At 70.8% G+C, this 26,637-nt stretch carries 23 protein-coding genes; 16 read left to right on the forward strand and 7 right to left on the reverse strand.

The window, feature by feature from the left end:
- Positions 1-101: 101 nt before the first annotated feature.
- The 6 genes from ACQ0O7_RS12175 (at position 102) to ACQ0O7_RS12200 (ending at position 10,472) form a co-directional block, all read left to right on the forward strand.
- A complete protein-coding gene (locus ACQ0O7_RS12175) occupies positions 102-1,388 on the forward strand; it encodes an ABC transporter substrate-binding protein (RefSeq protein ID WP_430782113.1) in 1,287 nt (428 codons plus the stop codon).
- 62 nt (positions 1,389-1,450) lie between these two features.
- Positions 1,451-2,356: a carbohydrate ABC transporter permease gene (locus ACQ0O7_RS12180; RefSeq protein ID WP_430782114.1), complete on the forward strand. Its 906-nt coding sequence runs from the start codon at positions 1,451-1,453 to the stop codon at positions 2,354-2,356.
- A 1-nt stretch (position 2,357) separates the two neighbouring features.
- On the forward strand, positions 2,358-3,245 hold the full coding sequence (locus tag ACQ0O7_RS12185; RefSeq protein WP_430782115.1) for a carbohydrate ABC transporter permease: 888 nt from the start codon (positions 2,358-2,360) through the stop codon (positions 3,243-3,245).
- An 11-nt stretch (positions 3,246-3,256) separates the two neighbouring features.
- Entirely contained in the window at positions 3,257-4,951 is a 1,695-nt protein-coding gene (locus tag ACQ0O7_RS12190; protein WP_430782116.1) for a phosphatase PAP2 family protein, read from the forward strand.
- A gap of 182 nt (positions 4,952-5,133) precedes the next feature.
- On the forward strand, positions 5,134-6,300 hold the full coding sequence (locus tag ACQ0O7_RS12195; protein WP_430782117.1) for a Gfo/Idh/MocA family protein: 1,167 nt from the start codon (positions 5,134-5,136) through the stop codon (positions 6,298-6,300).
- On the forward strand, positions 6,300-10,472 hold the full coding sequence (locus tag ACQ0O7_RS12200; RefSeq protein ID WP_430782118.1) for a glycoside hydrolase family 38 C-terminal domain-containing protein: 4,173 nt from the start codon (positions 6,300-6,302) through the stop codon (positions 10,470-10,472). The genes ACQ0O7_RS12195 and ACQ0O7_RS12200 overlap by 1 nt, the downstream gene beginning before the upstream one ends.
- A gap of 136 nt (positions 10,473-10,608) precedes the next feature.
- Here ACQ0O7_RS12200 and ACQ0O7_RS12205 read toward each other — a convergent pair whose 3' ends face one another.
- The 4 genes from ACQ0O7_RS12205 to ACQ0O7_RS12220 all read right to left on the reverse strand — a co-directional run bounded on the left by ACQ0O7_RS12205 (position 10,609) and on the right by ACQ0O7_RS12220 (position 14,679).
- Positions 10,609-11,256: a response regulator gene (locus tag ACQ0O7_RS12205; protein WP_430782139.1), complete on the reverse strand. Its 648-nt coding sequence runs from the start codon at positions 11,254-11,256 to the stop codon at positions 10,609-10,611.
- Complete coding sequence (locus tag ACQ0O7_RS12210; RefSeq protein ID WP_430782119.1) at positions 11,253-12,302, reverse strand: sensor histidine kinase; 1,050 nt, start codon at positions 12,300-12,302, stop codon at positions 11,253-11,255. Before ACQ0O7_RS12210 ends, ACQ0O7_RS12205 begins: the two co-directional genes overlap by 4 nt.
- A complete protein-coding gene (locus tag ACQ0O7_RS12215) occupies positions 12,299-13,690 on the reverse strand; it encodes a serine hydrolase domain-containing protein (RefSeq protein ID WP_430782120.1) in 1,392 nt (463 codons plus the stop codon). Before ACQ0O7_RS12215 ends, ACQ0O7_RS12210 begins: the two co-directional genes overlap by 4 nt.
- A 419-nt stretch (positions 13,691-14,109) precedes the next feature.
- A complete protein-coding gene (locus tag ACQ0O7_RS12220) occupies positions 14,110-14,679 on the reverse strand; it encodes a TetR/AcrR family transcriptional regulator (RefSeq protein WP_430782121.1) in 570 nt (189 codons plus the stop codon).
- Between the two features lie 79 nt (positions 14,680-14,758).
- Between ACQ0O7_RS12220 and ACQ0O7_RS12225 the strand changes: the two genes are divergently transcribed.
- Both ACQ0O7_RS12225 and ACQ0O7_RS12230 read left to right on the forward strand, forming a co-directional pair.
- Positions 14,759-15,586, forward strand: a complete 828-nt coding sequence (locus ACQ0O7_RS12225; RefSeq protein WP_430782122.1) for an alpha/beta hydrolase family esterase — start codon at positions 14,759-14,761, stop codon at positions 15,584-15,586.
- 16 nt (positions 15,587-15,602) lie between these two features.
- A complete protein-coding gene (locus tag ACQ0O7_RS12230) occupies positions 15,603-15,827 on the forward strand; it encodes a helix-turn-helix transcriptional regulator (RefSeq protein ID WP_430782123.1) in 225 nt (74 codons plus the stop codon).
- A 1-nt stretch (position 15,828) separates the two neighbouring features.
- On the opposite strand, the gene ACQ0O7_RS12235 is transcribed toward ACQ0O7_RS12230, so the two are convergent.
- Positions 15,829-16,389, reverse strand: a complete 561-nt coding sequence (locus tag ACQ0O7_RS12235) for a hypothetical protein (RefSeq protein ID WP_430782124.1) — start codon at positions 16,387-16,389, stop codon at positions 15,829-15,831.
- 254 nt (positions 16,390-16,643) lie between these two features.
- Entirely contained in the window at positions 16,644-17,567 is a 924-nt protein-coding gene (locus tag ACQ0O7_RS12240) for a cation diffusion facilitator family transporter (protein ID WP_430782125.1), read from the reverse strand.
- Positions 17,568-17,757: 190 nt separating this feature from the next.
- On the opposite strand from ACQ0O7_RS12240, the gene ACQ0O7_RS12245 reads away from it, so the two are divergent.
- The 8 genes from ACQ0O7_RS12245 to ACQ0O7_RS12280 all read left to right on the forward strand — a co-directional run bounded on the left by ACQ0O7_RS12245 (position 17,758) and on the right by ACQ0O7_RS12280 (position 25,664).
- A complete protein-coding gene (locus ACQ0O7_RS12245) occupies positions 17,758-19,170 on the forward strand; it encodes a nitronate monooxygenase (RefSeq protein WP_430782126.1) in 1,413 nt (470 codons plus the stop codon).
- A gap of 266 nt (positions 19,171-19,436) precedes the next feature.
- The gene (locus ACQ0O7_RS12250; RefSeq protein ID WP_430782127.1) at positions 19,437-19,811 is read left to right on the forward strand and encodes a hypothetical protein; all 375 of its coding nucleotides are present in this window, start codon (positions 19,437-19,439) and stop codon (positions 19,809-19,811) included.
- Between the two features lie 35 nt (positions 19,812-19,846).
- Entirely contained in the window at positions 19,847-20,326 is a 480-nt protein-coding gene (locus ACQ0O7_RS12255) for a roadblock/LC7 domain-containing protein (protein ID WP_430782128.1), read from the forward strand.
- Between the two features lie 287 nt (positions 20,327-20,613).
- Entirely contained in the window at positions 20,614-22,881 is a 2,268-nt protein-coding gene (locus ACQ0O7_RS12260; RefSeq protein ID WP_430782129.1) for a M4 family metallopeptidase, read from the forward strand.
- A gap of 220 nt (positions 22,882-23,101) precedes the next feature.
- Positions 23,102-23,812 carry an SAM-dependent methyltransferase gene (locus tag ACQ0O7_RS12265; protein WP_430782130.1) on the forward strand — a complete coding sequence of 237 codons (711 nt, stop codon included), beginning with the start codon at positions 23,102-23,104 and terminating at the stop codon, positions 23,810-23,812.
- Between the two features lie 81 nt (positions 23,813-23,893).
- Positions 23,894-24,805 carry an SPFH domain-containing protein gene (locus ACQ0O7_RS12270; protein WP_430782131.1) on the forward strand — a complete coding sequence of 304 codons (912 nt, stop codon included), beginning with the start codon at positions 23,894-23,896 and terminating at the stop codon, positions 24,803-24,805.
- 3 nt (positions 24,806-24,808) lie between these two features.
- Positions 24,809-25,039: a hypothetical protein gene (locus ACQ0O7_RS12275; RefSeq protein ID WP_430782132.1), complete on the forward strand. Its 231-nt coding sequence runs from the start codon at positions 24,809-24,811 to the stop codon at positions 25,037-25,039.
- Position 25,040: 1 nt separating this feature from the next.
- Positions 25,041-25,664 carry a GOLPH3/VPS74 family protein gene (locus ACQ0O7_RS12280; RefSeq protein WP_430782133.1) on the forward strand — a complete coding sequence of 208 codons (624 nt, stop codon included), beginning with the start codon at positions 25,041-25,043 and terminating at the stop codon, positions 25,662-25,664.
- 111 nt (positions 25,665-25,775) lie between these two features.
- Here ACQ0O7_RS12280 and ACQ0O7_RS12285 read toward each other — a convergent pair whose 3' ends face one another.
- A complete protein-coding gene (locus ACQ0O7_RS12285) occupies positions 25,776-26,375 on the reverse strand; it encodes a YdeI/OmpD-associated family protein (protein ID WP_430782134.1) in 600 nt (199 codons plus the stop codon).
- Positions 26,376-26,637 lie beyond the last annotated feature (262 nt).

Below are 26,637 nucleotides of genomic sequence, written 5' to 3' on the forward strand. Positions count from 1 at the left end.
TCGATAACCAGTGCACAACCGAATGAACAAGTCGTTGACGAGGTAAGCGCTTTCCTCTAACGTCCCTCGCCACGAGAAGACATTTCATCGAGGAGATAGTCATGGGCATTTCGGCCTTCGCCCGGAAGGGGCGCCTGAGCACACTCGCGGTGGGCGTCGTCGCCACTCTCGCACTCAGCGCCTGCGGATCCGGCTCCGATGGTGGAGACGGTGACGTCAAGAGCATCACCTTCTGGTACTCGACAAACGCCCAGGACAAGGGCTACACCGACCTGGCCGCCGAGTTCGAGGCCAAGGAGGGCGTCAAGGTCGAGATCGTCAACATCCCGAACGACGGCTACAAGGAGAAGCTGAAGCAGGCCGCGCAGGCGAACGCCCTGCCGGACACCGCCAGCGTCCCGGCCCTCGACCCGCTCTGGGTGAACCAGGTGCAGGATCTCTCGTCGATCGCGAACAACGAAGCCAACAAGATCAACAAGGACTTCGTCACCATCCAGGACAACAAGGTCCTGGCCATCCCCTCGGACGTCACCGCCGCCGGGCTCTACATCAACAAGAGCCTGTTCGACAAGGCCGGCGTCGAGTACCCCACCGACCCGGCCAGCACCTGGACCTGGGACGACTTCCTGGCCGCCACCGCCAAGGTGAAGTCGGCGACCAACGCGAAGTACGAGCTGGTCTACGACAACTCGCCGGCCCGCATCCGCTCCTGGATCTACACCCGCGGCGGCAAGGGCTTCCAGCTCGGTCCGGACAACAAGTACGTCCAGCCGGACGCCGCCACCGTGCAGGCCATCGCCGACTTCGCCAAGATCAATGACGACAAGGTGATGCCGAAGTCGGTCTGGACCTCCGGCGCAGACCCGAGCGCCCTGTTCAAGAGCGGCCAGGTCGTCGCGTACTACTCCGGGGTCTGGCAGGTCGCCGACTTCGCCGACGGCATCACCGAGTTCGAGTGGGCCTCCGCCCCCACCCCGGCCCAGCCGGTGCACGCCACCGACATCAACCTCGGTGGTCTGGTCACCGCGTTCAACGGTGACGGCGCCGAGGCCGCCAAGAAGTGGGTGGACTTCCTCTTCCAGCCGGCCAACTACACCAAGCTCGCCCAGTCCAACGGCTACCTGCCGATCGAGCAGGGCCTGGACCTGAAGTACCCGTTCGAGAAGCAGCAGGCACTCGACGCCTTCGCGCTGTACAACAAGGAGATCGCGGCCGCCGACCCGATCTCGGCCTCCGGCCAGGCCAGCCAGACCACGCTGCTGCTGGCCGGCAAGCCCGCCGCCGAGGACCCCACCAAGGTCGAGATGGCCAAGCTCATCAACGGTGAGCAGGACGTCAACACCACCGTCACCAACATCGTCAACGGCTGGAACGAGCAGCTCGGCTGACCGACCATGGCTTGTGGCCCACCCCGTGGGGTGGGCCACATCCGCTGAAAAGAGAGTGACCCATGGTCGACACCGCGGTAGCCCAGCCCCGGAAACGGCGGAAGCTGAACAGCTACGTCGGGGCGCCCCTGCTCTTCATCGTGACCAACCTGGTTCTGTTCTGCTTGTTCTTCGTGTGGCCGGCGGCGATCGGCCTGGGGTACTCCTTCACCAGTTACACCGGCATCGGCACCGCCCCCTTCGTCGGCGCCGACAACTACACCCGCCTGATGGACGACCCGGCGTTCTGGGCGGCGCTGTGGCGGACCCTGATCTACACCGGCAGTGTCGTCCCACTGAGCCTGGTCGCGGCGCTCGGCACGGCATATCTGCTGGTCAGCCCGTACACCAAGGGCAAGGGTTTTGCTCGGATCGTGTTCTTCCTGCCCTGGCTGATCTCACCGATCATCGCCGGCGTGATCTGGCGCTGGCTGTTCGGCGAGAACTTCGGCCTGGTCAACTTCATCCTCACCGAGATGGGTTTCGACGCCGTCCCGTGGCAGTCGAACGCCGACCTGTCGCTGATCGTGGTGATCATCGCGGCGACCTGGGGCGGCACCGCGTTCAACATGCTGCTGTTCGTCGCCGCCCTGAAGAACGTGCCGGTCGCGTATTACGAGGCCGCTGAACTGGACGGCGCCGGCGCCTGGCAGAAGTTCCGGCGGATCACCCTGCCGGCCATCGCGCCCACCACGTTCATCGTGATCCTGCTCAGCACGCTGCACGCGATGAAGGAGTACAGCCTCATCGTCGCGGTCAACGCCGGTGGGCCGGGCACCGCCAACAACCTGATCGTCCAGTACATCTACACCACCGGATTCAAGAAGGCGCAGATCGGCTACGCCAGCGCGGCGTCGTTCGTCCTCCTGCTGATCCTGATGGTCATCGCCCTGATCCAGCTGATGGCCAACCGCCGGAAGGAGAGCTGACATGGCTGCCGAAACCATGCCCCCGGCTTTGCGCACCCCGAAACAGAACAAGAAACCCGGCAGCCGTACGGGTGACCTGGCTCGGAAGATCAGCTCCAGCGCGGTGATGTGGCTGCTGGTGGTGGTGTACGGCTTCCCGACGCTCTGGTTCGTGATGAGCTCGTTCAAGCCGGCCGGTGAACTGTTCTCGTACCCGCTGACGTTCTTCCCCAGCCGGTTCACCCTGGACGGCTTCACCGAGGCCTGGACCAAGTTCGACTTCGCCGGCTACTTCGTCAACACCCTGATCGTGGCGGTCGGGGCCACCGTGCTCACCGTGGTGGCCAGCGCCGCCGCCGGATACGCCCTGGCCAAATACCAGAGCTGGTGGCTGAAGATCTTCGCGGTCTGCATCCTGGCCACCACCATGCTGCCCGGCGAGACCATCCTCGCCCCGCTCTTCGTGGTGGTCCGCGACCTCGGCCTCTACAACAACCTGGCCGGCGTCATCGTGCCCGCGGTCATCACCGCCACCGGCACCTTCATGTTCCGCCAGTTCTTCGTCACCGTCCCCAACGACCTGCTCGAAGCCGCCCGGATCGACGGCTCCGGTGAGATCTCCACCTTCCTGCGGATCATGCTGCCGCTGGCCAAGCCGATCATCATGACCCTGGCGATCTTCTCCTTCCAGTGGCGCTGGAACGACTACCTCTGGCCGCTGATCATCCTCAACGACCCCAACCAGTTCACCCTCCAGATCGGCGTCGCCAGCATCATCGGCGCGCAGAACATCAACTGGTCCGTCCTGCTCGGCGCCTCCGTGATGTCCATGGTCCCGCTCGTCGCCATCTACCTGATCTTCCAGAAGTACGTGATGAGCGCTGACATGAACGCCGGCCTGAAAGACTGAGGTTCCCCCTGATGCTGATGAGCCGCCGCACCCTGCTCGCCGCCACCGCCGCCGGTGTCGCCGCCCCCCTGCTCAGCCAGCCCGCCCTGGCCACCCGGATCAAAGCCTTCGTCGACGATTACCAGACCAACCTGACCACCAACCTCACCCCGGAGACCAACGCCGCCGTACGCGTCCTGTCCGGGCTCGGGGCCTACTGGCGCACCGGCACCGCCTGGAACAACGGCACCGTCCTGGACCGGTCTACGTTGCGCGCCAACATGCGGTTCTGTGAGACCCGCACCGCCTCGCGCACCGCCGCCGAGGGCGCCCGCGCCTTCGTGGTCGACCGCCAGCACCAGAGCCACGCCGTCATCGCCGGGCTCGGGCCCTGGTCCGACGCCTACAAGAGCGCCGCCCTGGCCGTCACCGGGATCACCGAGGCGCCCGCCACCACCCCGGCCACCACGGTCAGCGACTTCGTCCCCGCCGGGGCACCGGCCGGCGCCACCCTCGGCGCCGGCTCGCCCACCTCGTCACTCGGGCAGATCGTCACCCTGGTCAACACGGTCCGCGGCAACTGGTCGTCGTCCAACCCCTCGAAGTTCGCCTTCCAGTACCCCCGGCCCTGGCGGATGACCACCGACAGCACGGTGATCGACACCGGGGCCGTCGACGAGTTCGGATTCCCGGTCTACCGGTCCAAGGTCGTGGTCGTCCCGCAGCTGCTGCGCCAGCGCGGGACCACCCCCGCCGACGACGGTGGATTCCCCAGCGGGCACACCAACGCGCTGTTCCTGGCCGCGCTCTCCTTCGCGTACGCCTTCCCGGAGCAATACCAGGAACTGCTCACCGCGGCCTTCGACCTGGCCGACACCCGGATCACGGCCGGCATGCACTCGCCGCTGGACGTCGTCAGCGGACGGATCCTGGCCACCGCGCTGGCCGCCGCGATCCTCAACGATCCGGCGAACACGGCCCTGAAGACGGCCGCCCGGGCACAGGCCGTGGACTTCCTGGCCACTGCTTCCCAGAGTGCTCCGGGCCCGTACGGCGATCGGGTCGCCAACCGGAGGTCCATCGTGCCGCGCCTCACCTACATCCTGCCCCGCACCGGCCGCGACCGGCCGTTGACCGTGCCGAAGGGCGCCGAGGTGCTGCTGGAGACCCGGCAGCCGTATCTGACCGCCGCCCAGCGGCGCGCGGTCCTGCGGAGCACCGCCCTGCCCGGCGGGTACGCGCTGCTCGACGGCCCGGAGCAGTGGGGCCGCCTCGACCTGTTCACGGCGGCCGACGGGTACGGCGCGTTCGCGTCCGACGTCGACGTCACCCTCGACGGCCAGGCCGACACCTGGCGCAACGACATCTCCGGGCCCGGTGGGCAGACGCTGCGTGGCAGCGGTGTGCTCACACTGAGTGGCGCCAACCGGTTCCGGGGTGGGGTGCGGATCCTCGGTGGCACCCTCATCGCAGCCTCCTCCCGCGCTCTCGGGGACGGTGACCTGGAGATCCGCGGCGGCACCCTGCGGGCCCGAGAGGTGGACGCCCGGAACGTCGTGATCGGCGCGGGCAGCACCCTGGAGGTCACCGCCGACAAGCCCGGCCTGCTCACCGTGATCGACGCCAAGCGGGTCAGGGGCCGGTTCGCCCAGGTCAGCGCGCCCGGGTTCCGGGCTGAGGCGGTCTACACCCGCTCCGCCGTCCAGGTGCGGGTCCGCCGGGCATGATCGTTCCTCAGGTGGCGCCGGGTGCGGAGTCTGGGCGGACAGAACGTTCGTTCTCGCGCCGCGAACCCGCGGCCCGGCGCGGGGCCCGGGCGGACAGAACGTTCGTTCCCGGATCCGTCCCCCGGGGTGGTCCGGCTGGCGTGCCCGTTTTCGGGTCCGTCCCCCGGGGTGGTCCGGCTGGCGTGCCCGTTTTCGGGTCCGTCCCCCGGAGTGGTCCGGCCGGCGCGCACGGTTCCGGGCCCGTCCCCCGGGTCGTGCTGGCCGGCGCCCACGGGCACGGGCGCGGCCACCTGGAGAACCTCGCCCGGCTGCACGCCGCCGGGCGGGTTCGGTTCACCGGTGTCGCCGACCCGCGCCCGCTCTGCGCCGAGGAGCGGGCGCTGGCCGGCGACGTCGCCTGGGCGCCGGACCTGCACACCCTGCTCGCCGCGGAGAATCCGGACGTGGTGGTGATCTGTACTCCGGTACACACCCACACCGACCTGGCCGAGGCGGCGATGCGGGCCGGCGCCGACGTGCTCCTGGAAAAACCCGTCGCACCGACGCTGGCCGAATTCGATCATCTGCTGTCAGTGCAGCGGGAGACCGGGCGGATCGTTCAGGTCGGCTTCCAGGCCAACGCCTCCGGTGCGGTCACCGCCCTGCGCGACCGGATCGCCGCGGGCGAACTCGGCGAGATCCGCGCCATCGGGGCCGCCGGACTGTGGTGGCGCGGCGAGGCCTACTGGCACCGGGCCGCCTGGGCCGGGCGCCGCCGCCTGGCCGGGCGGGAGGTCAACGACGGGGCGCTGACCAATCCGTTCGCGCACGCCATCGCCGCCGCCCTGCTGCTGGACGGCTCCGGCGCCGAACCGGTCCGCCGGGTCGAACTGGACGCCTACCGGACCCGGGCGGCCGAGTCGCACGACACCGCGAGCGTGCGGATCCGGACCGCCCGGGGCACGTTGGTGACGGTGGCCGCGACGCTGTGCGCGGAGCCGGAGACCGAACCGGTCGTGACCGTTTACGGCAGCCGTGACAGCGTGGCGTTGCACTACACCCGGGACCTGCTGGTCAGCGGCGGGCCCGGCCCCCTCGCGGATTCTGCCCGGTTCTCTCGCACCGATCTGCTGGAGAACCTTCTCGACCACCTGGCCGGGACCGCTGAGCTGCTGGTTCCGCTGGCCGGGTGCCTGGCGTTCACCCAGGTCGTCGAGGCCGTCCGGCTCAGCCCCGACCCGCTGCCGGTGCCCCAGGACGACCTGACCGATCTGATCGACCTCACCCGGCGGGCCGCCGCCGGTGGAAACCTGTACAGCGAACTGGGCGCGGACTGGGCTCGGGCGACACCGTTCACATGGAGTTCTTGATGCGGATCACCGCGATCGAAGGCACCGATCTGTTCCTCGGGCCGGAGGCGGCACCCCGGCAGGTGGTCCGGGTCACCGTCGCCGCCGACTCGGCGACCACCCCCTCGCGGGTACGGGTGGAGGGACCCTCCGTGCGTACCCCCGAACCGGTGTTGATCCCTGCTTTGACCGCTGGTGATCAGCTGACGGTGGAGGTGGGGGTGGTCGTGGCGGCCCCGTTCACCACCGGCTCGCCGCACCGGGTCACCGCCGTCGCCGGATCCGCGTCGAGGGACGGGACGATCCGGGCCGCGGACACCGGCTGGACCATGTGGATGGTGTCGCACTTCCATTACGACCCGGTGTGGTGGAACACCCAGCGCGGGTTCACCGAGGTGTGGCAGCAGTTGCCGGACGTGCCGAAGGCCGACAAACTGCGACCCGCTTTCGTCCGCACCGCCTTCGATCTGGTCCGGGCCCACATCGACGCCGCCCGGCTCGACGACGACTACCGTTTCGTGCTCGCCGAGATCGATTATCTGAAGCCGTACTGGGACGTCTATCCGGAGGACCGCGCCGACCTGCGCCGGATGCTCCGGGAGGGCCGGGTGGAGCTGGTCGGCGGCATGTACAACGAGCCGAACACCAATCTCACCCACCCCGAGTCGACCATTCGCAACACCGCGCTCGGCGTGGAATACCAGCGTGACGTGCTCGGCGGGGATCCGGCGTCGGCGTGGATGCTGGACGTGTTCGGGCACGACCCGGCGTTCCCCGGGCTGATGGCCGACGCCGGGCTGACCTCGGGTTCCTGGGCGCGCGGGCCGTTCCATCACATCGGGCCGCGGCGGCACACCGGGGACATCGAACGGATGCAGTTCCCCAGCGAATTCGAGTGGATCTCCCCGAGCGGGCGGGGGCTGCTCACCTCGTACATGGCCAATCACTACGTGGCCGGATGGGACGTGGAACGGAAGCAGACCCTGGAGGAGGCCCTCGTCGAGGCCTATCACCAGTATCGGGAACTGCGGAAGGTGGCGGCCACCCGCAACGTGATGCTGCCGGTCGGGCACGACCACAACATCCCGTCGAAGTGGTGCACCGAGATCCACCGGGAATGGGCGAAACGGTATGTGTGGCCGCGTTTCCGGATGGGTCTGCCGCGTGATTTCTTCGACGCGGTGCGCGCCGGCGCGCCGTCCGGGTTCTCCCCGCAGACACGGGACATGAATCCGGTCTACACCGGCAAGGACGTCTCCTACATCGACACCAAGCAGGCGCAGCGGGCGATCGAGACGATCGTGCTGGACGCGGAACGGCTCGGCACCCTGGCGGCCCTGCTCGGCACCGGCTATCCGGCTCTCCAACTGGACAAGGCGTGGAGGCTGCTGGCCTACGGCGCCCACCACGACGCGGTCACCGGGACCGAATCCGATCAGGTCTACCTGGACCTGCTGGCCGGATGGCGGGAGGCCTACGAGCTGGGCGCCGCGGCCCGTCGCGCCGCGCTCACCGGGCTGGCCGCCGCCGCTGACACCCGCGGCCCCGGCCGGCCGATCCTGGTCGCCAACACGCTGTCCTGGTCCCGGGGCGGTGTGGTCCGCGTCGACCTGGACTTCCCCGCTCCCGGACCGGCCGCTGTCGGTCTCGGCGTGCCCGCCGTCGTCGAAGCGGCGTCCCATCACCCGGACGGAACCCTCGCGTCGGTCAGCCTCTCCGCGCTCGCCGAACCGGTGCCGTCCCTCGGCTACCAGGTGTGGCATGCCGTGGACGCCGGTGACAGGGGAGCCACCGGATGGATTTCGGCTGCCGAGGAGCCGGTGATCCGCAACGAGCACTTCGAGGTTCGGGCCGATCCCGCCCGGGGCGGAGCGCTGACCAGCATCGTCGATCGGCACAGCGGCCGGGAACTGCTGCGCGACGGCGGGCTCGGCGGGCAGATGGTGCTCCAGGAGGAGTACGCCGACCATCCCTACTGGGGTGAGGGCCCCTGGCACCTGCTCCCCAAGGGCCCGGGAGCCGGCATCGACACCGCCACCGTCCACGTCGAGCACAGCGCGGTCGGCAGCAGGCTGATCAGCGTCGCTCGTCTCGACGAGTTGACGATCACCCGTGAAGTCGTGTTGTTCCACGGTTCGGCACGGGTTGACTTCCGGACGCATGTGGACGGCTCGATCGGCCGGGACCGGCTGCTGCGGGTGCGGTTCGACCTCGATCTGCCCGGTGCGCTGCCGGTGTCCGAGGTGGGGTTCGCGGCCATCGGGCGGTCCTTCGGCTACCCGGAACTGGACACCGCCGAGAACCTGTGGACCCTCGACAATCCGGCGCACACCTGGGCCGGTCTGTCGGCCACCGCGCGGATCCGGTTCGACGGGGGAGCGCAGGTGGCGATCGGGGTGGCCGAGGTGATCGGCGCCGGCGACCTGCGGGACGTGGTGGTGGCGCTGGTCCGGCAGGGCGTGACGTCGACGGCGACGAGGCCGGACGGGCCCCGGTACGGTTCCCTGGACGCCGACTCCAATCTGCCGGACGTACGCATCGTGATCGGTTCGAATCCGGTCACCGACGCGATCCTGGCCGGCGCGGACCCGTCCTACGCCGAAACCCTGGCCACCACCTGCCGCGTCTTCCTCCCCGCGTCGCCGTCTCCCGCCACCGCCGGCCCGGTCGACCTGCGGGGACTCCGGGATCTGCCGGTGCTGATCGTCGCGGATCCGCTCGCTCTCATCGACGACCTGGCGGACGCGGTCATCGAGGTCCAGCAGCGTCACGAGTCGGATTTCTCCGACTATTCGGTCGCGCTGGTCAACCAGGGCACCCCCGGGTTCGTGATCAGCCAGGACGGTTCGCTCTACCTGAACCTGATGCGTGCCTGCACCGGATGGCCCAGCGGCGTCTGGATCGACGGCCCACGGCGTACGGTCCCGGACGGCTCCGGATTCGCGTTGCAGCACTGGTCACACACGTTCCGGTACAGCCTGGTGGCCGGCGAGGGCGACTGGCGCCGCGCCGGTTTCGTCCAGGCCGGCCAGGAGGCGAACCACCCACTGCTGGCCATCCCGGTCCAGCCCACTCCCGGCGACCTGCCGTCCCGGGCGTCCCTGGGCGAGGTGTCCCCACCGTCCGCGGTCCTGACCGCACTGAAACCCGGCAACGACAAGATCATCACCCGGGTGTACGAGTCCAACGGCACCCCCACCCGGGCCCGGATCCGTCTGCACGGCGGCCTGGGCGCCCCGGCCCGGACCACGGTCCTCGGCGAACCGCACCCCGACGCCACCGGCCGGATCCCCTCCACCGCGGTTCCGGATCCCGAAGCCGCCGGCCAGGTCCCACGAACCGCCGTTCCGGACCGGGGGCCCGCCGCCGATCCGGCCGGGTCCGCCGGTGAGACGGATCCGGCCTCCTCCGCCGGCGACGTCGTCGTGGACCTCGCACCGGCCGACGTCGTGACGATCGCCGCTGACCCGGGCGTGGCCCTGCCCGTCGCCACCGCGGTCGAGCCGGTGCAGCCGGTCTTCACCCGCTACTGGATGCACAACAAGGGACCGGCGCCGCTGGGTGGCCTGCCGGTGACCGTGCACCTCGACGCGTCCGGCCCCGCGGCCCGCCTGACGGTGAGCACCAGCACGGTGGCGGGGGCCGGCGAGGTGATCCTGGACGTACCGCCGGGCCTGTCGGTTTCACCCGCCGGCCCGTACTCCTACGACCTGGAACCCGGCGCCTACCAGCAGTTCGACCTGGAACTGTCCGGAACCGCACCCGGCGGCCGGCATCTGACGGCCCGGATCGTGAGCCCCGACGGGCAGACCCTGGAGGACGCGCTGACGCTGTCCCCGGTGGAGATCCGCGCCGAACTGTCCCCGCCCGAGGTGACGGTGCGCCCCGGCGAGACCGTCACCGTGCGGCTCCACCTGACCAACCCGGGCGAGGGCACACTGCGAGGCGAGGCCCAGCTGCTCTCCCCGTTCGGCACCTGGGGCGACACCGGTGACGAGGTGGACGTCCAGCCCTGGATCCGCTCCTACGACCTGCCCGCCGGCACCTCCACCACCGTCGACTTCACCGTCCGCGCCACTCCCACCGCCCGGGCGGGAGGCGCCTGGTGGGCCCTGGCCAGGGTCACCGCCCTGGGCGAGGTCGTCTACACCGCGTCGATCCCCCTGACCGTCCGCCCCGATGCGGCCCGCTGACGGCCCGCTGCCGGTCCGCTCATCGGGCGGGCCGGGCCGGCCTCGGCAGGTGCGTGACTCGCGGCGGGCCTGGTGTACGTGGTGGCGACGGCCGCCCGCATGCGACGGTGACGTGCTCGTTGGTCCGATCGTCTGATCAGGTGGTGAGGCCGGCCTCGTAGGCCAGGATCGCCGCCTGGACCCGGTTGGTCAGGGACAGGCGGAGCAGGATGGCGCTGACGTGGGCCTTGACCGTGCCCTCGGCCAGGTTCAGTTCGCGGGCGATCTCCTGGTTGGACAGGCCCCGGCCGACCAGGCCCAGCACGTCCCGTTCGCGGGGGGTCAGTGTCGCCAGGCGGGAGCGGGCGCTGCGGGAGCGGATCATGCCGTCGCCCAGTCTGGTGATCACCCGCTGGGCGATGCGCGGCGACAGGTAGGCGGCGCCGTCGGCGACCGAGCGGACGCCCAGGATCAGCTCGCGCGGGTCGGCGGCCTTGAGCAGGAAGCCACTGGCGCCCAGGGCGAGGGCCCCGGCGACATACTCGTCCTCGTCGAACGTGGTCAGGATGATCACCGCGACGTCCGGGGCGACCGTGGCCAGTTCGGCTGCCGTGGCCAGGCCGTCCAGGTGGGGCATCCGGATGTCCAGCATCGCGATGTCCGGCTGGTGCCGCCGGACCAGCTCGATCGCCTCCCGGCCGTCGGCGGCCTGGGCGACCACCTCGATCTCCGGATCGGTGGTCAGGATGGTCGCCACCCCGACCCGGATCGCCGGCTCGTCGTCGGCGAGGATCACCCGGATCATGACGCCCGCACCCACGCCGTCACGGTGAACGTGCCCTCCCGGGACGACGTGCTGATGGTCTCCACATGCTCCCGCAGCCCGGCGATCCCGCTGCCGGTGCCGGCCGTCCCAGCGCCCGTGCCGGTCGTCCCGCTGCCCGGCCCGGTCGTTCCGTTACCCGTGTCGCCGGCCCCGCTGCCCAGCCCGGCCGTTTCGGTACCCGTGTCGGCGGTCCCGCTGCCCGGCCCCGCGATTTCGCCGGCCGGCCCGGAACCCGGGGGTGCCTCGGCGAGCGGATTGCTGACCGTCACGACGATCATCTCCCCGGTGCGTTCGAGCCGGATGTCCACGGCGGTGCCGGGCGCGTGCCGGGCCGCGTTGGTCAGCGCCTCCTGCACCACCCGGTGCACGGCCGGATCGTCGGCGCCGGGCCCCGGCTGGAGACGCACCGTCATGCCCGCCTCCCGGGCCCGGTCCACCAGCTCGTCCAGGGACTGGCCGGTGCGCAGACCGGTCACCGTGTGCCGCAGCCGGTCGGCGGCGGCCACCGCCGAGGCCCGCAGGTCGGCGGCGGCCGACCGGTTGCCGTCGGTCATGTCGGAGGCCAGTTCGAGCGCGCCGGCCCGCAGCGCGATCAGCGCCAGCTCGTGTCCGAGCGCGTCGTGCATGTCGGCGGCGATCCGGGCCCGCTCCAGCAGGCGGGCCCGCTCGGCGACGAACCGGCGCTCGCGCTCCAGATGCTCCACCCGCTCGGTGGCGGCCCGGACCAGCTCGGCCTGCTGCCGGCGGAACCGGCCGGCGATCCACGGCAGCGTCACGAAGGCGCCGAGGGACAGCAGGGCGTCGACGGCGTCCGCGATCCCGGCGAGCCCGGCCGCGACCGCGGACAGGGCGACGACACCGAGCAGCCGCCACTCATGGGTCACCGGAAGATGCCTGCCGAGCTGGTAGGCGGCCAGGAACATGGCCACGAACAACGCCTGCCGCCAGGCCGGCACGAACTCCAGTGACCACCCGTTGACCACCGCCGAACCGGCGAGCAGAACCAGCAGCGCGCCGTTTCTCATCCGCCCGACCTTACCGCTCGCAGCCGGATCAGCCGGGCGGCAGCGGTCGCCAGCCCGGCCGCCGCCGCGACCCCGAGCGTGATCGTCAACGGGGCGGGGAAATAGGTGACCTGCGCCCACGTCACCGTCCGGCCGTTGGAGAGGAACGAGACCCATTGCGGGTACGTGGCCAGCACCACCACCGGCAGCAGCACCCCGCCCATCCGCCACCAGCGGGCCCGCTGCGCCCACCGGCCGGCCCGCACCACCCCGAGCACCCCGAGCCCGATCGCGATCAGTGCCCCGGCGGCCAGTCCCAGATCGATCAGCTGCCGGGTCCCGCCCGGTGCGGCCGGCTGCCTCCCGTCGGCGATCGCGAGCAGGCCGACCAGCACGTCATAGTTGTCCTCATACAGCGAGGCGCTGTTGAGCAGCACCGCCAAGCCCAGGCCGGAGTGCGGGTCGAAGGCCTGGATCGCGGTGTACGTGAAGAGGTTGCCGGTGTGCACCAGCAGCCGGCGCCCGTCCACCTCGTGTCGGCTCCAGCCCATCGCGTAGTCGCCGTCGGTCCACGACCGGTGCAGGGTGGTGAGGGCGGCCGGGGTCAGGAACCGTGGCCCCTGCCCGGTCTGGCCGATCAGCCAGCGGCCCATGTCGGTGGCGGTGCTGACGACGGATCCGCTGCCCCCGAACCGGAATCCGGGCAGCTCGGCCCGCGACACCCAAGCGCCGTAGATCGAGTTGAATCCCGCCGCCGGCCGGACCTGACGGTCACCCACACCGCTGGTGGTCATGCCGAGCGGCTCGAAGATCCGCGCCCGGACGGCGTCGGCGAAGTCGCGCCCGTCGACCACCTCGACCAGCCGGGCGGCCACGTCGAAGTTGACGTTGCAGTACTCGTAGTGGGTGCCGGGGTCGGCCGCGAGCCGCCCGTCGCGCAGGACCGCCAGATAGCCGGACAGGTCGGCCGCACGCTGGGTCGCGGTGACGTCGAGAGTCCGGTCGGACAGGCCGGACGTCTGGTCCAGCAGGTGCCGCACGGTGATCCGGTCACTGCGAGGATCGGCCGTGCGGAACTCCGGCAGATAGCCGACGACCGGCTGATCCAGCGCCACCCGGCCCTCGCCGACCAGGCTGAGCACGGTGGCCGCGGTGAACGACTTGCTCACCGAGGCCACCCGCATCGGGGTGTCCGCGGTGACCGGCCGACCGTCCGCGTCGTGACCCAGCCCGGCCGCGTGCAGCACCTGGTCGCCGCGGGTCACCACCACGGACATCCCGGGCAGGCCGGTCGCCTCCAGGGCCTCCCGGAGATAGGCGTCGTAGCCGCCGGAGCGGGCCTGCGCCGGGGCCGGCGACAGGGCGATGAGCAGGGACAGGACCAGTGTGGAGAGGAGAGTTCTGCGCACCTCCCGAACCTAGGTTCCGGGACGCTGCCGTCTCCTCTGGCGATCGTCTCGAACCACCCCCGACGAAAGTCATACCGATAGAGTCCCGTACATGAATCGGCGTCTGGAGCGGGTAACGCCGTGCGCAATCGGCGGTGTTCTGCTCTGGCAGTTGTGGCGCCTCCTCTGGAGCCCGGCGATCGGCAGCGGCCCGTGGCAGATCGGCACCGTGCTGGGGCTGGCGTTCGGGATCCCGGCCGCGGTCGCGTGGATCGGGCACCGCGCCCGGCCCGGGATGGGCAGCCGGTGGGAGGCGTGGCAGATCTTCACCGCGGTGCTGCTGGTGGCTTGCTCAAGTTGGTTCTGGCGTCCCGCACCGGGGACTCGGTGTGCGGATCGGCCGACAGCAAGAATCTGTCCGTCAACATCGCCATCGATGATCAGGCCCGGAGGCCGGACAGCACGATCTCCAGGTAGGTGCGGGTCAGGGCGGACCGCTCGCCGGGGTGGGCGTGCACACTGGCGGCGAACACCACCCCGCACATCAGCCGGACCACGTCCTCGTGGGTGAGGCCGGCCCGTACGGCGCCCGCGGTCTGTGCCCGCTCCAGCAGCAGGCCGGTGGTGGTGTGCAGGCGGGTGACCAGGTCGGTGGTCTCCGGGAGGGCGTGGTCCCCGGCGGCGATCACCGGCTGCACCGACGGGTCGGCGACCTGGGTGTCGATGCCGGTGCCGAGGAAGCCGGCGAAGGCCTGCCACGGATCGTCGGCGGAGAGGGTGAGGGCCCGGTCGGCGGCTGACGCCAGCTCGGCGAGTGCGGGCCGGGCGATGGTCTCCAGCAGCGCCTCGGGGACGGGGAAGTGCCGGTAGACGGTGGCCACCCCGATGGATGCCGCCCGGGCCACGTCGTTGAGGCGCAGTGGCACGCCGTCGTCGACGAAGCGCCGCCCGGTGTCGACGATGTGCTGCCAGTTGCGGGCGGCGTCTTTGCGGAGGGTGGGAGAGGGCACGTGATCAGCATAACCGGATAGTCGATCCGGATCGTGTTAGGTTGAAGTGGATAGCTCATCCACTTTCTCAGGAGTGCTCATGGAGACCATCGACGTCGCCGGCCGTGCCCGCACCTTCACGCTCGTCACCCCGCCCGGCGGCGACTTCGAGCGGCTCCTGCTCGTCTTCCACGGCTCGACCCAGCGTGGTGAGGTGTTCCGCGAGTTCACCGGCAACGCCTTCGACGCCATCCCCGGGACCGCCGTCGCCTACCTGGACGGATTCCGCGGCAACTGGAACGACGCCCGCCGCGGCAGCCGCTTCCCGGCCCGGGTCCAGGGTGTCGACGACGTGGCGTTCGCCGAGGCGGTGGCGGAGCGGGCCGGGGGCGGGCGGCCGGTCTACGCGGCCGGCTACTCCAACGGCGGCGGCATGGTGATCCGGCTGCTGCACGAGCGGCCCGGCCTGATCGAGGGTGGCGCGATCATCGCCGCGCAGCAGCCGGAGCCGGGCAACTTCCTGGTTCCGGGGCTGCCGGTGGTGCCGAAGCCGGTGGTGATCTTCCACGGGACGAAGGACCGGATCGTGCCGTACGCGGGTGGCGAGATGGCGGCCTGGGCCCGGATCGCGTTCCGGGTCGGCGGCGGGATGCTGTCCGCGCCGGCGACGGCGGCCTACTTCGCCGAGCGGAACGGGATCACCACGGCCCCGGTCGACACCGAGGTCCCGCGGGTGAGCGGCGTCCCGGTCACCCGCACCGATTTCCGGCAGGACGGGCGCGCTCCGGTCACGCTCTACACCGTCCACGGTGGTGGGCACACGGTGCCGGGGCCCAAGGCGTCACCCGTATTGATGGGCCGGACTGCCACGGACGTGTACACCGTACCGGCGATGACGGATTTCTTTGCTTTTCCGGTGTTGTCATAAGGCTATAGTCATGTGTATGGCTGGCAAAGCTGTCTACTACTTCATGGGTGCGCACGAGATCCGGGTCCGGCTCGGCGGCATCAGCCGTCAGCGCGTCCACCAGCTCACCACGCGCGCCGACTTCCCCGCACCGGTCGCCGATCTGATGCAGGGCAAGGTGTGGCACGCCAACGACGTGGAGGAATGGATCAAGACACGGCCGTCCCGGCGGCACGATGTGGCCGCCGAGGAGACGCCGTGAGTCAGGGCGCCGTGGTGGTCACGATCACCGCGGCGCCCGGCCCGACCGCGGTGACCTGAGCGCCCGCGACGTCGCCGCCCGGCGCCCAGATCGCGAAGACCTCACCGTCGTGGTCGCCGGTCACCGTCTCACCCGAGGCCAGCCGGGCCTCGATCCCGGTCGCGCCGGCCGGCACGTGCCCGAGCAGCAGGTCCTGTTCGAGCATCGAGCCCTTCGAGCTGAACAGCCGCAGTTGGTCGTCCGGGCCGTCGCTCATGCGGGTGCCGGAGACGCCGTCCACCCCCGTCGGCCCGCTGCGGCAGACGCTGATCCACTCGTCCGCCGCGGAGACCGACACCCGCAGCAGCTGGTCGCCCTTGCGCACCTCGAAACGCTGTGCGGGCAGGGTGCGGAAGGTCGGGTTCAGTTCGCCGTAGAGGCGCCGGCACTCGGCGACGACAGCCTCCGCGGTCGGTGGCGCGGGATCCGGGTCCGGCCGGTTGAGCGCCATCGCGGAGAGCAGCAGCAGCACGGCGCCCCCGGCGACGGTGGTCGTGCGCGTGCGCGGGTCAGTGCCGAACACGGCGGTTCCGGGCGGGGAGGTGCGAAGGGGCCACGGCCGTACCGTACCCGCCGGTGATCGTGATCTGCCATCAGGTCTTCCGGTGGAGACGCCGGGCGGTCCGCTCCGGGTCGTCGTCGTCAACCCCGGGGGAGTACGCCCGTCGGCCCCACGGAGATCGGGTCGCTCGGTTCCGGTCCCCGCGAGGTCCGCGTCGCCCCGGACCGCCCGGCGGCCGCCGGGCGGATGCGGTGGCCGCCGGCGGAGGGCGCCGCTCAGTGGTGGGTGACGTGCTCGTGCCCGGCGTGCGCGGCCGGTTCCAGCTGAAACGTCGAGTGCTCCACGTCGAAGTGCCCGGCCAGGCATTCCTGCAGGGTGTCCAGCAACTGGGGCGCGTGACCGTCATGGAAGCAGGAGTCGTCCACCACCACATGGGCGGTCAGCACCGGCAGGCCCGAGGTCACCGTGTGCACGTGCAGGTCATGTACCGCCACCACATGGTCCAGCTCGGTGATGTGGGTGCGGATGGCGTCCAGGTCGACGTCCGCCGGGGCCGCCTCCAGCAGCACCTCGACCGCCTCGCGCAGCAGTGTGACCGCGCGCGGGGCGATGATCAGCCCGATCAGGATGGAGACGATCGCGTCGGCGCGGGTGAAGCCGGTGAACGCGATCACCGCGGCGGCGACGAGGACGCCGACCGAGGTGACGGTGTCGGTGGCGACCTCCAGGAAGGCGCCGCGCATGTTCAGGCTGTCCGTGCGGGCCCGGTAGAGCAGGGCGACGGCGACCAGGTTGCCGGCCAGGCCGATGACGCCGAAGATCGCCATGCCGCCGGGTTCGACGGCGGACGGCTCGAACAGGCGGCGGGTGCCTTCGACGAAGACGTAGACGCCCATGCCGGCCAGGATCAGGCCGTTGACGGCGGCGGCCAGGATCTCGGCGCGCGCCCAGCCGAAGGTGCGCTGCCCGGAGGCGGGCCGGGCGGCCAGCAGGGTGGCGCCGAGGGCCAGGGCGACACCGCCGGCGTCGGCGAGCACGTGCCCGGCGTCGGCGAGCAGTGCCAGGCTCCCGGTGATCACGGCGCCGGCGACCTCGATCACGAAGATGGTGAGCGAGATGCCCAGGGTGGCGGCGAGGATGCCACGATGCCGCCCGGTGGCGGTCACCGGTCCGTGGTCGTGCGAGTGCCCGTGCCCCATGTCTCCACCTTCCGTCGGCCGCCGCCACCAACCCATGCTCATATGCGTACAACACCATATGTCATGTCCGGCGTCATCCGTATACGTGCCCGGTGTCACAGGACGTTCCGGGCGGTCCGGCGGGACCTCCGGCCCTGGCGGCGCGCCGAGGCGGATTCGGATGATCCGCGGAGAGACCAGGAGGACAGACATGGACAGGATCCCGGAGATCATTCAGGGCGGGATGGGCGTCGGCGTCTCCAGCTGGCGGCTGGCCAACGCGGTGGCCCGGACCGGGCAGCTCGGCGTGGTGTCCGGCGTGGCACTGGACGTGATGCTGGCCCGCCGCCTGCAGCAGGGCGACCCGGGCGGGCACGTCCGGCGGGCGCTGGCCGCGTTCCCGGTGCCCGCGGTGGCCCGGGAGATCCAGGACCGCTACCTGGTCGTGGACGGGGTGCCGGAGGGGCGGGCGTACCGGCCGGTGCCCCGGATGGGCCTGCTGCCGCGCAAGCCCGGCCAGCAGCTCATCGTGGTCGCCAACTTCGTCGAGGTGTTCCTGGCCAAGGAGGGGCACGACGGCCCGGTCGGGGTGAACTACCTGGAGAAGATCCAGCTGGCCACCCCGGCGGCGGTCTACGGCGCGATGCTCGCCGGAGTCGACTACGTGCTGATGGGCGCGGGTCTTCCGACCGAGATCCCGGCCCTGCTGGACAGTCTCGCCGGGCACCGCCCGGCCCGGCTGTCGGTGGCCGTGCACGGCGCCCAGCCGGGGGAGGACCACCACGTCGCGATCGATCCGCCGGCCCTGCTCGGTGCCGTCGGCGGCCCGCTGCGGCGGCCGAAACTGCTGGCCATCGTCTCGTCGGCGACCCTCGCCACCTATCTGGCCCGGGATGAGACCACCCGGCCGGACGGCTTCGTGCTGGAGACGTCGATCGCTGGTGGGCACAGCGCCCGGCCGCGCGGCAAGCTGGTCCTGGACGACGAGGGCGAGCCGGTGTACGGGCCCCGCGACGCCATCGACGTGGCCCGGGTGGCCGCGCTGGGCCTGCCGTTCTGGCTCGCCGGCGGGCAGTCCGGCCCGGAGCGGGTGGCCGAGGCGCGCGCCGCCGGTGCGGCCGGGGTGCAGGTGGGCAGCGTGTTCGCGCTGTGCCGGGAGTCCGGCGTCGAGGACGGGCTGCGGCAGCGGCTGCTGGCCGGGGCGGCCGCCGGTGACCTGGTGGTGCACAACGACGTCCGGGCCTCGCCGACCGGGTTCCCGTTCAAGGTGGCCGCGCTGACCGGCACCGCCGCCGAGGACGAGGTCTACGCCGCCCGGCCGCGGATGTGCGACCTGAGCTACCTGCGTACCCCGTACCGGCGCCCGGACGGCGGGGTCGGTTACCGCTGCCCGGCCGAGCCGGTCGACGAGTACGTGCGCAAGGGCGGCGAGGTGGCGGACACCGTCGGTAGCCGTTGCCTGTGCAACGGGCTGGTCGCCACGATCGGTCTGGGCCAGCGGCGCGATGGCGGCTACACCGAACCGCCACTGGTCACCCTCGGTCAGGACGTTTCGTTCCTGAATCGGCTTCCCGCCGGTTACAGTGCCGCGGACGTGGTCGGATTCCTGCTGGACGGGAAGTGATTCCGATCGTCCTTTGTGGTCTTTGAAAAGGCCCGTCCGTGCCATTGTTCGGCAGAACGTCCGATTCCTGCCCGAACGTGCCGGGCCAGGCCTGATGGCCCACCTGGAATTGACCGAACGGTGCCTTCGGGAACGATCTTAAGATCATGTTCTGAGTCTTAGGTTCCAGTTGGTCCGCGATGGCAACTTTCCTGTGTCAGTGTTGGCGCTTCTAGGCAGCCGAAATGCGGCTGCCGTCGACCTGCGCAGAAAACGTGGAGGATTTCGTGGCGAACATCGAAACCGCTCTCAAAGAGGCGATGGCCCTCGATGGCGCCGTCGGCGTCGCGCTAGTCGACTACACCAGCGGTCTCACCCTGGGCTACATGGGTGGCGACGGCATCATGGACATGACCATGGCCGCGGCCGGCAACACCGACGTGGTCCGGGCCAAGATGCGCACCCTCGAACTGCTCGGCCTGCAGGACGGCATCGAGGACATCCTGATCACCCTGGACACCCAGTACCACCTGATCCGTCTGCTCCGTGGGCGGCGCAGCGGCGACGCGCTCTTCCTCTACCTCGCACTGCACAAGAACCGCGCGAACCTGGGTCTGGCCCGCCACCAGCTGCGCAAGATCGAATCCGAGCTCGACGTCTGAGACGGGTTCCGTGACACACCTCCGGAAGGATCTCCATGACGATGCCTGACGGTGTTCAGCCGCCCCGGTTGACGCCTCGGCACGCCGCCCCGGTCACCGCACGGGTGGCCCAGTCCGACCCGGTTCTGGATCCGCAGCGCCCGCTCCGCCAGGAGCTGGCCGGTCTGCGGCATCAGGTCGCCGGTGTCACCTCCTGCATCATCGCGGGCGTCGACGGCCTGCTCGTGCTGTTCGACTCACGGTCGAACCACGAGCCGCACGACGTGGCCGCGATGGCCGCCGCCGCGCACGGCATCAGCCGTACCTGCGGCAGCGCGCTGAACCAGGGTCTCTTCCAAGAGGTCACGATCCGCAACCAGAACGGCTGTCTGGCGGTCTACGGAGTCGGTGAGCTGTCACTGCTCGCCGTGGTCGGTGACGGTTCGGTCAACGTGGCCCGGCTGCACCTCGAGGCGCGGCCGGTGATCGGCCGCCTGGCCGCGCTCCTGGAGAACAACTACAACCACCTGCGCTAGCCCGCGTGGTGACTTCCGGGGCGTTGCGCACCCGAACTCACCACGCGAACCGGCCCGGTTGTACGCGATGCCCCGCCGGCCATCCGGTGAGGCGGGGCCGGCGCGACAGCCCGTGGTTCGTGAAGCGCCCGCCTCGTGCGGCGCGGGAACATATCGGATTATTTACCTGAGTAAAAGCTGTACGCGCGCGGTATGACCACGAAGATATAGACGCTCTTCGCTCCATTCCCTCAATAATCGGATCCACACGTCGTCAGACGTGCATATCTGGTTCGGGGAGGAACCGAGTGAAGAAACCCCTCGCGCTGGCCGGCATCACCGTGCTGGTCGGCAGCACCCTCGTGGCCACCGCCGCGAGCAGCTCCGCGGCACCCACGCCGCCGGTCGCGCCGCCGTCCGAGGCCCAGGCCGTGAGCCGGGCCGACGGGCACCTGCGGGCCCGCCCCGCCGACTTCGAGGCCGCGGCCGGCGAGTCGTACTCCGTCTACCGCACCAAGGTCGACGCCGACGGCGGCGCCCACGTCCGGTACACCCGCGAGTACCAGGGCCTGCGGGTCTACGGCGGCGACTTCGTGGTGCACACCGCCCCGGGCGGCGGCTACGACGGCGCCTCGGTCGGGCTGGACGCCCCGCTCAGCCTCAGCGTCACCCCGAAGGTCACCTCCGCGAAGGCCGCCGAGGCCGCGAAACAGGTCTTCGAGGGCGAGATCACCGGTTCCGAGGCGCCCGAGCTGTTCGTCGACGCCAGCAGCGGCAACGGCGTGCTCGCCTGGGAGACCGTGGTCAAGGGCTGGGCCCCGGACAAGCAGACCCCGTCGGTGCTGCACGTGATCAGCGACGCGCGGACCGGCGAGTACATCGGCGAGTTCGACGACATCGAGACCGTCGCCGGCACCGGCGCCAGTGTCTACTCCGGCAGTGTCGCCGTCGACACCACGCTGTCCGGGTCCACCTACAGCATGATCGACCCGTCGCACGGAAACGGCCGCACCTGCGACATGAACAACAGCACCAGCGGCACCTGCACCACCTTCACCGACGCCGACAACGCCTGGGGCACCGGCGCCACCTCGAACCGCCAGTCGGCCGCCGTCGACGCCCACTTCGGCGCGGCCAAGACCTTCGACTACTTCAAGAACGTGCACGGCCGTAACGGCATCTTCGGCACCGGTGCGGGCGTCCCGTCCCGCGTCCACTACGGAAACGCGTACGTCAACGCGTTCTGGGACGGCGCCCAGATGACCTACGGTGACGGTTCCGGCAACTCCCGCCCGCTGGTCTCCCTGGACGTGGCCGGCCACGAGATGGCTCACGGCGTCACCGAGAACATCGTCTCCGGCGGCCTCACCTACTCCGGCGAGTCCGGTGGCCTCAACGAGGCGACCAGCGACATCTTCGGCTCGATGGTCGAGTTCTACGCCAACACCTCCGCCGACCCCGGTGACTACCAGGTCGGCGAGAAGATCAACATCAACGGCAACGGCACCCCGCTGCGCTACATGTACAACCCGACCCTCGACGGCTCCTCGCACGGCTGCTGGGCCACCAACACCAACAGCGTCGACGTGCACTACTCGTCCGGTCCGGGCAACCACTTCTTCTTCAACCTGGCCGAGGGCACCGGCGCCACCGCGTACGGCACCTCCCCGGTCTGTGGTTCCGCCCCCGCCGTGACCGGCATCGGCCGGGACAAGGCCGCCGCCATCTGGTACCGGGCCCTGGACGTGTACTTCACCTCCAACACCCGCTACTACCTGGCCTCCAACCTGGCCAACACGGCCCGCGCCTACACCCTGCGCGCCGCCACCGACCTGTACGGTTCCTGCTCCACCGAGTACAAGACCGTCCAGGCGGCCTGGACCGCCGTCAACGTGGCCGGCAGCGACACCGCCTGCTCCACCGGCAATGCCTTCTCGCTGACCAGCAACCCCACCAGCGCCGCGGTCAACCCCGGCTCGTCGGCCACCGCCACCGTCAGCACCGCCGTCACCAGCGGCAGCGCCCAGACGGTCGCGCTGACCGCGTCCGGCCTGCCGTCCGGTGTCACCGCGAGCTTCAGCCCGTCGTCGGTCACCGCCGGCGGCAGCTCCACGCTGACCCTGGCCACCACCACGGCAGCCGCCCCCGGCACCTACAGCATCACGATCACCGGCACCGGCACCTCGGCCACCAGAACCGCCACGTTCTCACTGACCGTGAACGGCGCGGGCGGCACCTGCTCCGGCACCAACGCCACCGACGTCACCATCCCCGACAACACCACCGTCAACTCGCCGATCACGATCAGCGGTTGCGCCCGCGGCGCCTCGTCCACCAGCAAGGTCGAGATCCACATCGTCCACACGTACATCGGTGACCTGGTCGTCTCGCTCGTCGCCCCGGACGGCAGCGTCTACCAGCTGCGCAGCCGCACCGGCGGCAGCACCGACAACATCGACACCACCTACACGGTGAACCTGTCGCCGGAGGCCGCCAACGGCACCTGGAACCTGCGCGTCCAGGACGCCGCCTCCGCCGACACCGGCTACCTCAACAGCTGGACCCTGACCCTCTGACGCGTCGTACCGGATGGGGTGGCCTGTTTCCAGGTCACCCCAACCTTTTGCCGGTACGGGTGAGTCGTCCCCGCCGCGCGACGGGGCCCGGTGTCCTCCCCGCGAGGAGGGCGTCCCGCCCGGACCGCCCGGCGGCCGCCGGGCGAATGCGTCCGTCACCGGCCCGCGACCGCGTTCTCATCGCGAGCTCTCGACCACGGCCGTGCCATACCGTGTGCCGGTGAATGACGAGAATCGGACGATCTTCCTGGCCGCCGCCTCGGCCGGCCTGACCTACAACGCTCCCCTGAGCGAACAGCGGGTGGCGGAGCTGACCCGGCGACTGGCCCCGGCCGCACCGGGCCGGCGGGCTCTGGATCTGGGCTGCGGCAACGGTGAGCTGCTGATGCGCCTGTGCGAGACGTTCGGCGCCGACGGTGACGGGGTCGAACGCGACGTCACCAACGTCGAGCGGGCCCGCCGTCGCGCCGCGGACCGCGGACTGTCCGGACGGGTCACCTTCCACACCGGGGACGCGGCCGGCTGGAGCCGCCCCGCCGACCTGGTCGTCAACGTGGGCGCCGGGCACATCTGGGGCGACACCGGCCGGGCGCTGACCGCGTTGCGTCACCTGACCACCCCGGGCGGGACGGCGCTGTTCGCCGACGGCTTCTACCGCACCCCTCCCGGCGAACACGTCCGCGAGATGTTCGGCGACCTGCCGGATCTGGCATCGCTGGCGCGCTCGGCGGTGGACGCCGGTTTCCGGCCCCTGCACATCGCCGAGTCGACGCTCGCCGAGTGGGACGACTTCGAGTCGGACTGGCGCGCGGGCATCGAACACCTGGGCACCCCGGAGGCCCGCGCCTTCGCCGACCAGCGCCGCGACGGCTACCTCGACGGCTATCGCGGTGTCGTCGGCTTCGGCTGGCTGATCCTGACCCCGTCCTGATTGGCCGTCCCCGGGGGCGGGCTTGGAAAAGTGATATCACATTGCTAGTGTTGAGCCATCGCACCGATGAGGGAGGCTCATATGTCGGATTACCTCGACCTGCCCGCGCCGCAGGTCCGTGAGCGGATCGCCCGGGGCGCCTCCGGCTGGCCGGTCCTCACCGGCGGGGTGGTCGCCCTGCTGATCGCCGCCGGTGGTTTCGTGCTGGGCCTGCAGCAGAAAAGCGACGCCGCGATCGCCGGGATCACCGGTGGCAGTGTCCTGCTCGCCCTGGCCGCACTCGTCGTGCTGGGCGGGCTCACCGCGGTCGCGCCCGGTGAGGCCCGGGTGCTTCAGCTTCTGGGGCGCTACACCGGGACGGTTCGCACCGACGGGCTGCGCTGGGTCAACCCGCTGACCGCCCGCCGCCGGGTCTCCACCCGCATCCGCAACCACGAGACCGACGTGCTGAAGGTCAACGACGCCGACGGCAACCCGATCGAGATCGCCTCCGTGGTGGTCTGGCAGGTGGAGGACACCGCGCGGGCGGTCTTCGAGGTGGACGACTTCATCGAGTTCGTCGCCATCCAGACCGAGACCGCGGTGCGGCACATCGCCAACAACTACTCGTACGACTCGCACGACTCCACCCGGATGTCGCTGCGGGACAACGCCGACGAGATCACCGCCCAGCTCTCCGAGGAGATCGGGGTGCGGGTGGCCGCCGCCGGTGTCAAGATCGTCGAGTCCCGGCTGACCCGTCTGGCGTACTCGCCGGAGATCGCCCACGCCATGCTGCGCCGTCAGCAGGCCAACGCGATCGTCGCCGCCCGCACCCGGATCGTCGAGGGCGCGGTCGGCATGGTCGAGCTGGCACTCGCCCGGCTGGCCGACAATCACATCGTCGACCTCGACGAGGAGCGCAAGGCGGCGATGGTGAGCAACCTGCTGGTGGTGCTGTGCGGCGACCGGGACGCGCAGCCGGTGGTCAACGCGGGCACGCTCTACTCGTAGCCGATGGCTACCGAACGCAAGAAGCTACTCCTCCGGCTCGACCCCGCCGTGCATGATGCGCTCGCACGGTGGGCCGGCGACGAGTTGCGCAGCACCAACGCCCAGATCGAGTACCTGCTGCGCAAAGCCCTGGCCGACGCCGGCCGCCTGCCCGGGGGAGTGGGCCGCATGCGCGGCCCCGGCCGTCCTTCGAACCCACCCGATCCCGACGACAGCGAGCCGGAAGAGGAATGAGATGGCACTGCCCGGCAGTCTTCCCCAGCGCGTCTACCTACTGGCCCACGACCCGGCCAAGGGGCGGGTCGGCGTGTGGACCGAGCTCGGCGCCATGCTGCGCGCCGCCGCCCTGTCCGACCTGCGCCTGCACGGCTACCTGACCGACGCCGACGGCCGGGCCGCCGTCAACGGGCGGCCCACGGTGAACGATCCGGTGCTGGCCGGACTGCTGGCCGAGATCGCCGCGACCCGGCCCCGCAAGTGGCAGCACTGGATCGGCCGCAGACACCGGGCCACCGTGGTCGCGGTGCGGGATCAGCTCGGGGCCGGGGGCTGGGTGCGGCTGGAGCCGTACAGAATGGCCGGTCTTCTTCCGGTGACCAGGGTGACGCCGCGAGATCCGCGGGTCCGCAAGGAACTGGTCAACCGGGTGAAGGGCACGCTGCGCAACCCGGTGGGCCGGGTGGAGGCGGCCGACGCCGCGCTGGTGACGATCGTGTCGGCGGGCGGGCTCAGCCTGGTCCTGGACCGGAAGGCGCGCCGGGACAGCAAACGGCGCCTGGCCGAACTGTCGGTGCTGACCGGCCCGATCGGCCCGGCGCTGCACAAGTCGATCCAGGCCGCGCACTCCGAAGCCGGCTGACAGGCCGGACCGGGTGGCCCTTCCCGGCGTGCACCGGGGCCGTCGGCCTGACTTCCCGGCGTGCACCGGGGCCGTCGGCCTGACCTCCCGGCGTGCACCGGGGCTGTCGGCTTAGTTCCCCGGCTTGGCCTTCTGCGGGTAGATCGTCTCGTGGCGGGCCAGCATCGCGACGAACTCGCGGATCTTGCGTTCCCGGGTCTCCGCCCGCTTCACCCCGTTCACCCGGACGATCAGCGCGAACCGGTTCGAACTGGTCAGCACGTCGAACATGGCCCGCGCGGCCGGAACGGCGTCGATCGCGGCCATCAGATCCTCCGGGACCACCGCCTCCGACGGCGGGGCGTACGCCGCGTCCCAGCGCCCGTCCGCCTGCGCCGCCGCCACCGCGGCCCGGCCGGACGGGCGCATCAGACCCGCCGCCTCCAGCCGGGCCACATGCTCCACATTGCGCCGCGACCAGGAGCTGCGGGCCCGGCGCGGAGTGAACCGGATCCACGACGACTGATCGTCCCGTTTCCGGGCCTGCCCGTCGATCCAGCCGAAGCACAGCCCCTCGTCCACCGCGTGCTGCCAGGTCAGTGCGGTGACGGTGCCACCCTTGCGGGTCAGCGCCAGCCACACCCCGGGCGAGGTGGCGTGATGCTCGTCCAGCCACTCCCGCAGAGCCGCCCCGTCCGCGACGATCAGCTCGTCCAGCTCGACTTTCGTCATGCCCGGCAGGCTAACCGAACCCACCATCCCCACCCGCGTGCCACCTTCCGGCGCGCTCCACCCCAAAAGTCACCACGCTCAACCCGCGTGCCGTTTTCCGGCGCGCTCCACCCCAAAAGTCACCACGCTCAACCCGCGTGCCGCTTTCCGGTGCGCTCGGCCCCGAAAGTCACCACGCTGGCCGTGCCTGCCGCGCGCGTGGCAAGTTGTGGTGCGCTCCACCCCAATAGTCACCACGCTCAACCCGCGTGCCGTTTTCCGG

The sequence above is a fragment of the Actinoplanes sp. G11-F43 genome, assembly GCF_050589265.1.
In the GTDB taxonomy this organism is placed as follows: domain Bacteria; phylum Actinomycetota; class Actinomycetes; order Mycobacteriales; family Micromonosporaceae; genus Actinoplanes.

Coding starts and splice junctions, on each gene's coding strand:
- ACQ0O7_RS12245 (WP_430782126.1), top strand. CDS start 17,758: ATGGACAGGATCCCGGAGATCATTCAGGGCGGGATGGGCGTCGGCGTC.
- ACQ0O7_RS12280 (WP_430782133.1), top strand. CDS start 25,041: ATGGCACTGCCCGGCAGTCTTCCCCAGCGCGTCTACCTACTGGCCCAC.
- ACQ0O7_RS12255 (WP_430782128.1), top strand. CDS start 19,847: ATGACGATGCCTGACGGTGTTCAGCCGCCCCGGTTGACGCCTCGGCAC.
- ACQ0O7_RS12210 (WP_430782119.1), bottom strand. CDS start 12,302: ATGAGAAACGGCGCGCTGCTGGTTCTGCTCGCCGGTTCGGCGGTGGTC.
- ACQ0O7_RS12225 (WP_430782122.1), top strand. CDS start 14,759: ATGGAGACCATCGACGTCGCCGGCCGTGCCCGCACCTTCACGCTCGTC.
- ACQ0O7_RS12175 (WP_430782113.1), top strand. CDS start 102: ATGGGCATTTCGGCCTTCGCCCGGAAGGGGCGCCTGAGCACACTCGCG.
- ACQ0O7_RS12190 (WP_430782116.1), top strand. CDS start 3,257: ATGCTGATGAGCCGCCGCACCCTGCTCGCCGCCACCGCCGCCGGTGTC.
- ACQ0O7_RS12240 (WP_430782125.1), bottom strand. CDS start 17,567: ATGGGGCACGGGCACTCGCACGACCACGGACCGGTGACCGCCACCGGG.
- ACQ0O7_RS12200 (WP_430782118.1), top strand. CDS start 6,300: ATGCGGATCACCGCGATCGAAGGCACCGATCTGTTCCTCGGGCCGGAG.
- ACQ0O7_RS12270 (WP_430782131.1), top strand. CDS start 23,894: ATGTCGGATTACCTCGACCTGCCCGCGCCGCAGGTCCGTGAGCGGATC.
- ACQ0O7_RS12285 (WP_430782134.1), bottom strand. CDS start 26,375: ATGACGAAAGTCGAGCTGGACGAGCTGATCGTCGCGGACGGGGCGGCT.
- ACQ0O7_RS12180 (WP_430782114.1), top strand. CDS start 1,451: ATGGTCGACACCGCGGTAGCCCAGCCCCGGAAACGGCGGAAGCTGAAC.
- ACQ0O7_RS12185 (WP_430782115.1), top strand. CDS start 2,358: ATGGCTGCCGAAACCATGCCCCCGGCTTTGCGCACCCCGAAACAGAAC.
- ACQ0O7_RS12205 (WP_430782139.1), bottom strand. CDS start 11,256: ATGATCCGGGTGATCCTCGCCGACGACGAGCCGGCGATCCGGGTCGGG.
- ACQ0O7_RS12275 (WP_430782132.1), top strand. CDS start 24,809: ATGGCTACCGAACGCAAGAAGCTACTCCTCCGGCTCGACCCCGCCGTG.
- ACQ0O7_RS12230 (WP_430782123.1), top strand. CDS start 15,603: ATGGCTGGCAAAGCTGTCTACTACTTCATGGGTGCGCACGAGATCCGG.